Annotated in this window: 8 protein-coding genes; 3 read left to right on the forward strand and 5 right to left on the reverse strand. The window is 72.7% G+C overall.

The window, feature by feature from the left end; translation table 11 throughout:
• On the forward strand, positions 1-408 hold the full coding sequence (locus tag AB3388_RS14140) for a PAS domain-containing protein (protein ID WP_495411401.1): 408 nt from the start codon (positions 1-3) through the stop codon (positions 406-408).
• An 89-nt stretch (positions 409-497) separates the two neighbouring features.
• Here AB3388_RS14140 and AB3388_RS14145 read toward each other — a convergent pair whose 3' ends face one another.
• On the reverse strand, positions 498-2,222 hold the full coding sequence (locus AB3388_RS14145; RefSeq protein ID WP_495411402.1) for a flavin-containing monooxygenase: 1,725 nt from the start codon (positions 2,220-2,222) through the stop codon (positions 498-500).
• A gap of 455 nt (positions 2,223-2,677) precedes the next feature.
• On the opposite strand from AB3388_RS14145, the gene AB3388_RS14150 reads away from it, so the two are divergent.
• Positions 2,678-3,994: an aspartate aminotransferase family protein gene (locus AB3388_RS14150; RefSeq protein ID WP_495411403.1), complete on the forward strand. Its 1,317-nt coding sequence runs from the start codon at positions 2,678-2,680 to the stop codon at positions 3,992-3,994.
• 37 nt (positions 3,995-4,031) lie between these two features.
• Here AB3388_RS14150 and AB3388_RS14155 read toward each other — a convergent pair whose 3' ends face one another.
• From AB3388_RS14155 to AB3388_RS14170, 4 genes are all read right to left on the reverse strand, one after another.
• Positions 4,032-6,758 carry a PEP/pyruvate-binding domain-containing protein gene (locus tag AB3388_RS14155; RefSeq protein ID WP_495411404.1) on the reverse strand — a complete coding sequence of 909 codons (2,727 nt, stop codon included), beginning with the start codon at positions 6,756-6,758 and terminating at the stop codon, positions 4,032-4,034.
• Positions 6,759-6,863: 105 nt separating this feature from the next.
• Positions 6,864-8,027 carry an alpha/beta hydrolase-fold protein gene (locus AB3388_RS14160; RefSeq protein WP_495411405.1) on the reverse strand — a complete coding sequence of 388 codons (1,164 nt, stop codon included), beginning with the start codon at positions 8,025-8,027 and terminating at the stop codon, positions 6,864-6,866.
• The gene (locus tag AB3388_RS14165) at positions 8,024-8,950 is read right to left on the reverse strand and encodes a type 1 glutamine amidotransferase family protein (protein ID WP_495411406.1); all 927 of its coding nucleotides are present in this window, start codon (positions 8,948-8,950) and stop codon (positions 8,024-8,026) included. The genes AB3388_RS14160 and AB3388_RS14165 overlap by 4 nt, the downstream gene beginning before the upstream one ends.
• Positions 8,951-8,955: 5 nt before the next feature.
• Positions 8,956-10,179 carry an ATP-grasp domain-containing protein gene (locus AB3388_RS14170; protein ID WP_495411407.1) on the reverse strand — a complete coding sequence of 408 codons (1,224 nt, stop codon included), beginning with the start codon at positions 10,177-10,179 and terminating at the stop codon, positions 8,956-8,958.
• A gap of 72 nt (positions 10,180-10,251) precedes the next feature.
• Between AB3388_RS14170 and AB3388_RS14175 the strand changes: the two genes are divergently transcribed.
• A complete protein-coding gene (locus AB3388_RS14175) occupies positions 10,252-11,478 on the forward strand; it encodes a hypothetical protein (protein WP_495411408.1) in 1,227 nt (408 codons plus the stop codon).
• Positions 11,479-11,480: the final 2 nt, after the last annotated feature.

Raw genomic sequence — 11,480 nt, forward strand, 5'->3', positions numbered from 1 at the left:
GTGACGGGGCCGGAGCGGTCGAGGCCGGCGGCGGGTCAGGTCCGGCCCGAGCCCCCGGCGGAGGACCTGCGCGCCCAGTTGGCCCGCTACCGGGCGCTGGTGGAGTGCACCCCGGACGCGATCGTGATCCTCGACGTAGACGCCGGGGAGTTCGAAACGGTCAACGCCGCCGCCGAGGAGATGTTCGGCATGAGCCGGGCGGAGCTGCCGCGGATGGGCCCGGCGGAGATCAGCCCACCGGTGCAGCCGGACGGGCGGCCCTCGCAGGTCGCGGCAATGGAGTACATCGGCCGGGCGCTGGCCGGAGAACGGCCCCGCTTCGACACGAGTCGCGCAGGGCCGAGGCGAGCGCGCACGCGGCCTTCCGAGCTCCTGCCGGATCGACGGTCCACGCAGACGTCCCGGTGACGCGAGAGCCGGGGCCACGCGCCCCCTCCCCCGCGCCTCGGATGCCCCCGAGCTACCCCCGCGCGCCGCCTCGTGACCCAGTCAGCCGGTCACGACGCCGCCGCCGAGACGACGTCGCGGAACGTCGCGCGCGCTACCCGGGCGAACTCGCCGGCCTCGGCCGCGCCGCCCGAGCCGATCATGAACCCGTCGTAGTCGTGGGCGGCGACCGCGTCGCAGACCTGCCGGTAGGTGCCCACCCCGCCCACGTATGGATACAGGTTTCGCGGCTTGCCCGGGATGTTGGCGCCGACCCACCAGGAGTTCGCTCTGAGCAGCAGAGTCATCTGGGCAACCTCGTTGTGGTGCTCGACCCAGTCGTCCTCTGCCGCGGGCAGCGGCTCGATCGTGTCGAAACCCTTGTCCCGCATGTGGCGCAGACAGTCGGTGATCCAGTCCACGTGCTGCTCGATGGACACCGGCATGTTGCTCAGGACCGACGGGCTCTGCGGCCCGGTGATCATGAACAGGTTCGGGAACCCGTGGGTGGCGACGCCGAGGTAGGTGCGTGGCCCGTGCACCCACTTCTCCTGCAGCCCCAACCCATGCCGCCCGCGGATGCCGAGCTTGAACAGGGTTCCGGTCATCGCGTCGAAGCCGGTGGCGTAGACGATGGTGTCCACGTCGTACTCGGCCTCCGCGGTGCGCACGCCAGTAGACGTGATCTCCTCGATCGGCGCCTTCCGCACGTTCACGAGCGTCACGTTCTTGCGATTGAACGTCTCGTAATAGCCATTCTCCAGTGGCGGGCGCTTGGTGAAGAACGGGTGGTCCCGTGGCGTGAGCAACTCGGCGATCTCCGGGTCGTCCACACGCTCGCGGATCCGGGCGCGGAGGAACTCCGCGGCCGTCTCGTTCGCGTCTTCGTCGAAGAGCAGGTCGTTGAACGTGGTGCCGAGCCGGAACCCGCCGCGCTCCCAGGCCTCGGTGAAGATCTGCTGCCGCTCCTCGTCCGAGACCGACATGGCGGTGCGGTTCGCGACGTGGTAGGGGAAGCCGAATCCCGTCTCCCGCGTCGTCTGCCAGATCTCCCGGTAAGTGGCCTTGATCATGCGCCCGTCCTCGGCGTCCATCGGCCGGTTCCCGCCGGCGATGTCGTAGTTGGCGGTGCGCTGAAAGACGTAGACATGCGCCGCCTGCTCGGCGATCTCCGGGATGGCCTGCACCGCCGTCGCCCCAGTACCGATGACGGCGACCCGTTTGCCCGCGACGTCCACGCCCTCGTGTGGCCAGGCGCCGGTGTGGTACCACTCGCCGCGGAAGCTGTCCCGGCCGGGGAAGTCGGGAAGATTGGTCGTTGACAGGCAGCCGACCGCGGTGATCAGGAAGGTCGCAGTGACCTGGCCGCCGTCCTCCGTGCGGATCCTCCAGCGGCCGGTCGTGTCGTCGTATTCGGCACCGACGACCCGGGTACTGAATTGGATGTCCCTACGCAGGTCGAATCGGTCGGCGACATGCCGCAGATAGCTGAGGATCTCCGGCTGAGCGGCGAAGCGCTCGGTCCAGGTCCACTCCTGGAGCAGGTCCTCCGACAGTCGATCGGAGAAGCTGTAGAAATAGCTCTCAGAGTCGCACCGAGCCCCCGGGTAACGGTTCCAGTACCAGGTTCCGCCGACGTCGTCAGCCGCCTCGTAAACCCGCGTCGAGAGGCCCAGCGCGTCCCGCAGCCGGTGCAGCATGTACAGCCCTGAGAAGCCTGCGCCGACAACCACCGCGTCGAAGTCGCTGACCGACTTCGAGGATGCATCCCGCTGCTCATGGATTCCGCTGGTCATGGACCTCTCCTCCCAATCGTCCCAACGGCTCGAACGTGGCGCCCTCGACCCGGAGCAGCGGCGTCAGCTTCCGGCCCTCCGCGAGACCAGGGCAGCCACCGATCGCTGACCGGTCGGAACGCTGATCCGATCGGTAGGCGAGTCGTCCGGTGCGTCGGAGGGACGACGGCACCTTTCCGCGGTGGCGCCGCAGGAAGCACTGTCCGCGAGAGGTCTTCGCCGATCATCCGATGTGCGCCATACGCCTGCGGCTCCTCGCTGTGATTCGAGCCACCGTGCAATGTCGCGATTCTGCACTGGCCTCCGGGGGATCTGAACCCTCCGCATCGGGAGGGTTGACGAGACTTCTGCCCCCGGTGCGTCGTCACGAACGGGCCCACGCGTTTCGGCATCCGGTACACGTCGGAGCGTCGTCGAGGGGCGACCGCCGCGCCCGCCCGCACTAGCGTGAGCCGGTGAGCCTTCCCTCCGCCGCCGATCAGGCAGACCTCGCGCGAGCGGCTCGTCATCTGGTCCGGTACAGCGGATCGGGCGAGTTCCTGCCCTTCGTCGCCGACCGTGCGCGTGGGGCGTTCGTGTACGACGCCTCCGGCCGGGCCGTCCTGGACTTCACCAGTGGGCAGATGAGCGCGATCCTCGGGCACGCCCATCCGGTGATCGTCGACGTGGTGTCCACCATGGTGGGGCGGCTGGACCACCTGTTCTCCGGGATGCTCTCCCGGCCGGTCATAGACCTCGGCGAAGCCCTGGGGTCGCTGGTCCCGGGCCTGGACCGTGTCCTGCTGCTGACGACGGGGGCCGAGGCCAACGAGGCCGCCCTGCGGATGGCGCGCCTGGTCACCGGAGGCTGGGAGGTCGTCGGGTTCAGCCAGTCCTGGCACGGCATGACCGGCGCCGCCGTCTCTGCGACGTACTCGGCGGGACGGCGCGGCTACGGGCCGCCCGCGGTCGGCTCGATGGCGATCCCCGCCCCCAACGCCTACCGCCCGCGGTTCACCACGGCGGACGGCGGGCTGGAGTGGCAGCGGGAGCTCGATGACGGTTTCGACCTCGTCGACCGGCAGACCGCCGGTGCGCTGGCGGCCTTCATCGCCGAGCCGATCCTGTCCTCCGGGGGCCTGATCGACCTGCCCGAGGGCTACCTGCCGGCGCTCCTGGAGCGGTGCCGCGAACGCGGGATGCTGCTGGTGCTCGACGAGGCGCAGACCGGCATCGGCCGCACGGGGCGGATGTTCGCCCACGAGCGCGACGGGATGACACCGGACGTGCTGACGCTGTCCAAGACGCTCGGCGCCGGCCTGCCGCTGGCGGCCGTCCTGACCACGGCCGAGATCGAGGAGCGGGCGCACGAGCGCGGGTTCCTCTTCTACACGACTCACGTCTCCGATCCGCTTCCCGCCGCGGTCGGACTGGCCGTGCTCGAGGTCGTCGCCCGCGAGCGGCTGGCCGACCGCGCCGCCGTGGCGGGCGACCGGCTGCGGCGCGGGCTGGTGGAGCTGCAGGAGCGCCACGAGTGCATCGGAGACGTCCGCGGCCGCGGACTGCTCCTCGGCGTCGAGATCGTCGCCGACCGATCCTCGCGCAAGCCCGCCCCGGAGACCGGCGCCGCGGTCAGCCGGCGCTGCTTCGAGCTCGGCCTCTCGATGAACATCGTGCAGCTGCCGGCGATGGGCGGCGTCTTCCGCATCGCGCCGCCTCTGACGGTGACCGACGCCGAGCTGGATCTCGGCCTGGACATCCTCGACCGCGCGATCGCGGACGTGACGGGCTGACCGTTCCGACGATGCGATGACAGCGGTCGCCGAGCGATCAGCCGGGCGGCGAAACCGAGACCAGGCCGTGCGTCCCGTCGACGGTGATCTCCTGGCCCGTGACGATGCTGCTCGTGGCGGCCGGGACGCCGACCACCGCCGGGATGCCGTACTCGCGGGCGACCACCGCCCCGTGGGAATTGGCCCCGCCCATCTCCATGACCAGGCCGCCCGCGGTCAGGAAGAGCGGCGTCCACCCGGGATCAGTGGAGGGGGCGACGAGGATCTCGCCGGGCGCGAGCTGAGCCCCCACCGGCTCGAGCACGACCCGCGCGGGACCGGTCGCCGTCCCGGCTGAGGCCGGGACGCCCGCGAGCGCACCGTCCGCCGCGGGCGGCTGCGCCGCTGCGGCCTCCGGCTCGGTGCCGTCGCTCAGCAACACGCGGGGGACGTGCCGTCGGCCCGTCTCGCGGTCGTACCGGTCGCGCCGGCCGACGACCGATCCGCGCACGTCGCGCCCTCCGACAGCACCGGCGACCTCGTGCAGGTCGAGGAAGAAGATGTCGTCCGGCCGCGCGAGCGCGCCGGCCGCGGTCAGGTCCGCGCCGATCCGGAGCAGCTCGGCGCGGGCCTGGGCGAGGACGAGCACCAGGTCGTGCTTGGGCAGCTCGCGCAGACCCGCGAGCTGCCGGGTGCGGTCCAGGGCAAGGCTGACGGCCCTGCCCCGCAGCCGGCCCCGTGCGCGGGCCCGGTCCGTCAGCGCCGACACCATGGCCTCGGCCTCCGCGGCCCCGCGGGCGAACACCGCGTCCGGGGCTCGGTCGGGGTCGTCCAGCCGGAGATAGTTGCCGAGCACGCCGAGGACGTGGGTCGGGTCCTCGGCCCAGCGGGGCAGGCCGACGTCGATCTCCGCCACGGCGCGGAAGCCGTACCGGTCGAGGAATCCGCGCAGTGCGCGCTGCAGCTCCCCGGGCAGCCTTCCGGTCCGGTAGCGATCGGCCAGAGCCGCCGCCGATTCGCGGCGCACCGCCTCCGCGGCCTCCTCGTCGGCTCGGACCGAGGTGGCCAGGTGCCACAGGCCGAGGTCCATCTCGGTCGTTCCGTTGTGGGGCAGACCCCGCAGAACCGTCGCCAGGTCTCCCGGCCGGGCATCGGACCCGAGCAGCCGGAGGGCCAGGCCGAGCATGGCGAACCCGGTGGCGGCCGGCGGCACCACCCGCGGCATGACCTGCGGCACGGCGTCGCTGAGCACGCCGAGGACGAAGTCGAGCCGCTCCCGGGCGGGTACCGCGTCGCCAGGGATCTCGCGCGCCCTCAGCCGCGCGCCGACGCGGGAGGCCCGACGACGCGCGCTCGCCGGGCTCAGCACGGCCTGGAGCACCTGCAGGGGGACGGCGAAGCGCGCCGCCAGCAGGGCGAGCCGCCGCACCACGGGTCCCCACGAGGGCTGCACGACCGACAGCCGCGGATCGTCGAACAGACCGCGCAGCACAGCGGCCGAGCGCGCCTCCATGACGTCGAGCACGCGGGGGAAGATCGCCCGTCCGGGGACGCTGCGCATGATCGGCGTGATGTCGAGGAACAGCCGCCCAGCGGCGTCGCGCACGCCCGGTGGACCGCTGACGGGATCCGCCGGCGGGTGGCCGTAGAGGCGGGCCACGGACGACGCCAGCACGCGGATCGCGGACAGCCCCATCGGCGTCAGCGGGCGGGTCAGTCCCTGGGCGAGGCTGAAGCAGAAGTAGACCCGCAGGTTCTCGTCCGCCCGGCGCCCGGCGGCGGAAGCGTCGTCCGGAAGCGGGAACAGCGTCGTGATCGGGCGGGCCTGGGTGAGCCAGAGCATGCCCTCCCCGTCGATGGCCCACTCGACGTCCTGCGGCTGCCCGTAGTGCTCCTGGACGCGGGCCCCGAGGCCCACCAGCTCGTGCAGTTGGTCGTCGCTGACGCACGGCGCCGTCGATCCCGGCAGCGGAACGGCTTCCGTGCCACCGCCGGCGCGCGCCCGGATCGCCAGGCGCTTGTCCCCGGGCGTGCGTTCGAGCACGACGCCGCTGCGGCTGTCGACCACGAAGTGGTCGGGGTTGACCGCGCCGCTGACCACGGCTTCGCCCAGACCCGGACTGGCATCGATGACCGCGTGCGCGCGGTGTCCGGTGACCGGGTCGGCCGTGAAGAGCACGCCGGCCACCGCCGCGTCGACCATCCGCTGCACCACGACGGCGAGCCGGGTCCCGGCCTGATCGACGCGATTGCGCATCCGGTACACGACCGCCCGGTCGGTCCACAGCGAGGCCCAGCAACGATGCACCGCGTCCAGGACGGCGTCCGCACCGACGATGCCGAGGTAGGTGTCCTGCTGCCCGGCGAAGCTGGCGAACGGCAGGTCCTCGGCGGTCGCCGAGGACCGGACCGCCACCGGTGTGTTCCCGCCGAGATCCTGGTAGGCGGCCGCGACGACCTCGGCCACGTCCGGGGGCACGGCGGCGGCCAGAATCCGGTCGCGCGCCCGACGGGCCAGCTCGATGCCCCGCGACTCGTCGGCGGGGGTCGTTCCCGCGAACTGGTCGATGATCTCGGCCAGACCGGCCGCAGCGGCCATGTCGGCGTAGGCATCCGTGGTCACGCAGAAGCCGTCGGGGACGGGCAGGCCTGCCCGGATCAGTTCACCGAGGTTGGCGGCCTTGCCCCCTGCTGTGGGCAAGGCCCTCGCGTCGAGGTCCCGGAGCCGGACGACGAACGAACGCTCGCCCACCCCCAGGCCTCCCAGCTGGGGTGCTGCACCCATGGCCATGCCTCCCGCAGTGTGTACGGGCAGAGCAGGCCGGACGCTACTCCGCGGCGACGTCCCCGGAAGCTGCTCATCCAGGCCCCACCGGACTCCCCGCGCCGTTCATTCGTAGTAGAGCTTCTGCGGGCCCGGGTACACCCAGGACAGCGCGTCACGCAGCTGATCCCGCCAGTTCTCCCACGAGTGGCCGTCCCGGGCCTCGGTGTAGCGGACGGTCATGCCCGCGTTCTCGAACACGTGCACCATCGAGCGGTTCGGCACGATCAGCTGCTCGTAGACGCCGCAGGACTGGTAGATCCGGTCGGCCACGCACCGGGGCTTCGCCCGGAAGCGGTTGACGAACTTCACGACCGGGTCGAAGACGGGGCCGCCGCCGTGGTCGGAGCCGATGTCGGTGAACACGAACGACCCCGACATCAGCACCAGCGACCCGTACGTGTCGGGCGAGCGGTACGCGGCCGACAGCGCGGCGACCCCGCCGAACGAGGAGCCGAGCAGGCACCGCCCCGCACGCTGCCCGACGAGCGGGAGCGAGGACTCCAGTTCCGGCAGCAGCTCGCGGGTGAGGAAGCGGGCGTGCGCCGCGGAGTTCGCGTACTCGGCCAGGCGGTCGCCGGGGTGGGTGAAGGCGACCACGGTCTCCGCGACGTCGAGCCGGTGGATCAGGTTGTCCAGGACGGTCTTCATCGAGGCGTACTGCAGGAAGTCCCCGCCGTCGTGCACGACCAGCAGCGGGTACGAGGCCGTCGGCCGGAACCGGGCCGGCAGGTAGACCGTGACGTGCGCGTCGCGGCCCAGCGCGCGGCTGCGCAGCACGAGCTCCTTGAGCTCGCCGGGGCGTGCCTCGGGGTCCGGGAGCACCCAGTCCGGCGTCTCGTAACCGGCGGCGAAGCAGACCGACGACGAGCCCATCGGGCTGTGCGACCGCTTCTCGTTGAGCGGGTCGTTGAAGCGCTCGTAGTGCTCGCCGCGCCGGATCTCGATCTGGTACTCGACCCGCGAGCCCTCCGGCAGCTCGAGCACCAGCTGCCACAGGTCGGTGCCGTGCAGGCGGCGCAGCGGGATGCGGTCGGGCAGCCCGACGATCCGCTGGCAGACCCACGCCTCGTCCGCCTCGCCGCGCCACAGGAAGGTGCACCGGTCCCCCTCGACGACCGGGACCTCGTGCCGGCCGAGGAACCGGTCGACGGCCTCGGCGTCGAGGGGCTTGGCCGACTTGAGCCGGTTGATCGCCAGCCGCCCGCTCCCGGTCCGGGCCGCCGTCATGCCGCCGTCCCCTCGGTGATCCGTCCGTCGTCCCCGACCAGCCGTGCATCCGGCGGCAGGGCGCCGCCGGGGCCGAGGTCGACCCGGACGCCGTCGTCCAGGACCAGGCAGGACGCCGGCGCGAACCGGCGGGCGAGCACCGACATCCGGGCGTGGTCGTCGGTCCGCAGCCGCCGCCGTGCGTGCGGCAGCAGGACCAGCCCGGGGACGACGCCGAGCCCCGCGTCGAAGACCTCGGTCAGCGCGGCGCCCTGGGCCGCCCGGTCGTGGAAGAGCACCACCCGCGGCGTGAGCGCCATCGCCCCGGCCGACCACGCGACCAGCCGCGGGGGCAGGTGCGGCGCGAGGTGGAACAGGTGCAGGACGCGGAGCAGGTCGCCGACGTGCCCGCCCGCGACGACGAGGCACTCCGCGGTTGCCAGCAGCCCGCGGACCTCCTCGCGGTGCCCGGCGATCGCGCCCCGCCCCTCCAGCCGCCACGTCTCGTAGAAGGCGGCGTGCAGCTCCTGCACGCGGGCCAGGTGTGTCGCGTCGAGCAGCCGCACCGCCGCGAGCGCGTCCTCCATCGCCATGGCCAGGGTGTTCGCGTGCCCGCCCGGCCGGCCGGCCACCGCGGACACCGCCTGCAGCGCGTGGTCCAGCCGGATCAGGTAGAGCTGCTGCAGCTCGTCGAGCACGAGCCGGTGCTCGCGCTCGGCCGCGGCGTACTCGGGGTCGGCCCGCAGCACGTCCATCCAGCGGGCGAACAACCGCAGGTTCACCGCCTGCCCGCCGGCCAGGGCCATGATCTCGGCGTCGTCCGCCTCCCGCTCCTGCCAGCCGGCGTTGACGACGGCCACCGGCCCGCCGACGCCCAGGGACGACAGGACCCGGTCCAGGGTCGGCCGCCGCTGCGGCCCGAGCAGCGTGATCGAAGGGGTCACGGGCTTCAGCCGGCGTGGACGTGCACGGTGCGGCCGACGTCGTCGAGCATCCCGCGCAGCGTGTCGAAGTCGGGGTGCCGCATGCGGACGTACGCGTTGGCCATGTAGCCGGCGGTCTCGGGCTGGGTCGGCGTCCCGGGCGGTGGCAGGTGCGCGTCGAGCACCCACTGCCCGTGCCGGCCCTGGATCTCGTCGACGCCCGAGTAGCCGGAGATGGTGCCGTCCTGTTCGGGCCGCAGCGCCACGATGCCGGCCGAGTACTGCCGGGACGGCTGCCCCCAGACCTGCCCGTGGACGATCGAGTCGGCCCACTGCCGGTAGATGTCGAGGTCGTTGCCGGCCGAGTAGAGGTCCCAGGCGCCGACGCCGGGGGGACGGCAGCCGATCTCGCTGAACTTCAGCCCCTTCGGCCCGAAGAACCACTCCATGTGCGTCGCGCTGGTACCGATCCCCAGCGCCTCGTTGACCTGCCGCCCGAGGTCGCGCAGCTCCTGGTAGTCGGCCACCGAGTCGATCCGGTTGGTGGCCACGAACTGCGGCGAGATCCAGCGGGTGCGCATCGCCTCGAGCACGTTCGGGAAGTAGTGGGACACGAAGTCCAGCGCCGGGACGCCGTCGACCGAGAGGGTGTCGTAGAAGCCCTCGTGGCCCTCGACGAACTCCTCGACGGCGATCGAGTCCACGTTCTGCGCACCGAACAGGCCCAGGGCCGCGTCGAGCCCGCTGTCGTCGTCGACCCGCGTGGTGTCCAGCGCGCCGGCACCGGAGCGTGGCTTGAGGATCAGCGGGTAGCCCACCGTCCGCGCGAAGGACCGCACCTCCTCGGCGGTGGACGCCGCGGTCGACGCGGCCGTCGGCACGCCGGCGTCGCGCAGCACCTGCTTCATCGACGGCTTGTCCCGGCACAGCCACGCCGTCCGCACCGACGTCCCGGGGATGGTGCAGTTCTCCCGCACCTGCGCGGCGGCCAGGGTGTGCGACTCGATCGTCGCCTCGAGCCGGTCGACCCAGACCGTGTCCTGGATCCACCGGACGGCGTCGGTCATCACGCCGACGTCGGTGACGTCCGGTACCTGGTGGTAGTGCACCATCCACGACCGCAGCTCGTCGTCCAGCCACTCCCCCGGGCGGTCGCCGACGCCGTGGACCGACGCCCCCACCTCGGCCAGGGCGCGCACGAAGTGGCGTTGCGTCGACGGGAAGGCCGGATCGACGAAGACCACATTCATGCCGGGAGCCTATGAGCGCGGCGTCTCCCCCGCTGAACTGCCAGGTCGCGGCGCCGGGCGTAGCGTCCGCCCATGGTCGTCGCCGCCTTCGTCGCGCCGTACCTGCTCGAGGCCACCGCGCGGTTCGTCCGGGTCGCCGCGGAACTGCCGGAGGTCCGGATCGGCCTGGTCACCTGCGAGCCCGTGGACCGGATCCCCCCGGACCTGCGCGAGCGGCTGGACGCCCACTGGCGGGTCGACGACGCGCTCGACCCGCGCCAGCTGGCCGGGGCGGTGTCCGGCCTGTCGGGACAGCTGGGCCGGGTGGAGCGGCTGGTCGGTGCCCTGGAGCAGCTGCAGGTGCCGCTCGCGCAGGTCCGCGAGGGGCTCGGCATCGAGGGCATGGACGTGCGCACCGCGATCAACGTGCGCGACAAGTCCCAGATGAAGGAGACGCTGCAGGCCGCCGGGATCCCGTGCGCCCGGCACGCGCTCGTCCACAGCGCTGGGCAGGCCATGGCCTTCGCCGACGAGGTCGGCTTCCCGCTGGTCGCCAAGCCACCGGCGGGTGCGGGTGCGCAGGCGACGTTCCGGCTGGACGGCGGCGACATGCTCCGCAGCTGGCTCGCCGCCGTCCCGCTCGGCGACTCCGAGCCCGCGCTGCTCGAGGAGTTCCTCACCGGCGAGGAGCACACCTTCGACAGCGTCACCCTCGGCGGGGCGACCGTGTGGTCGTCGATCGCGGACTACCGGCCGCCGCCGCTGGAGGTCCTGCGCAACCCGTGGATCCAGTGGACGGTCGTCGTGCCCCGCGACATCACCGGCCCGCGGTACGAGGGCATCCACCGGTGGGGGCCGGCGGCGCTCAAGGCGCTCGGCGTCACCGACGCGCTCACCCACATGGAGTGGTTCGCCCGGCCCGACGGCTCGGTCGCCGTCTCCGAGGTGGCCGCCCGGCCGCCGGGGGCACAGCTGACCTCGATGCACGGCTACGCGCACGACTTCGACCTCTACCGCGCGTGGGCGGAGCTGGTGATCCTCGGCCGGTTCGACGTGCCCGAGCGCCGGTTCGCGGCCGGAACGGCCTACCTGCGCGGCATGGGGCACGGACGGGTGCGCGCGGTGCACGGTCTCGACGCCGTCCAGCAGCAGATCGGGCACCTGGTCGTGGAGGCGCGGCTGCCGCAGCCGGGGCAGCCCGCCGCGACCGACTACCTGGGCGAGGGATACGCGATCGTGCGCGACCCGGACACCGCGGTGGTGGAGGACGCGCTGCACCGGATCGTCGACGGCGTCCGCGTGGAACTGGCCGAGGCCTGACG

The sequence above is a fragment of the Geodermatophilus sp. SMS 5-13 genome, assembly GCF_059428245.1.

Coding starts and splice junctions, on each gene's coding strand:
- AB3388_RS14175 (WP_495411408.1), top strand. CDS start 10,252: ATGGTCGTCGCCGCCTTCGTCGCGCCGTACCTGCTCGAGGCCACCGCG.
- AB3388_RS14160 (WP_495411405.1), bottom strand. CDS start 8,027: ATGACGGCGGCCCGGACCGGGAGCGGGCGGCTGGCGATCAACCGGCTC.
- AB3388_RS14145 (WP_495411402.1), bottom strand. CDS start 2,222: ATGACCAGCGGAATCCATGAGCAGCGGGATGCATCCTCGAAGTCGGTC.
- AB3388_RS14170 (WP_495411407.1), bottom strand. CDS start 10,179: ATGAATGTGGTCTTCGTCGATCCGGCCTTCCCGTCGACGCAACGCCAC.
- AB3388_RS14155 (WP_495411404.1), bottom strand. CDS start 6,758: ATGGGTGCAGCACCCCAGCTGGGAGGCCTGGGGGTGGGCGAGCGTTCG.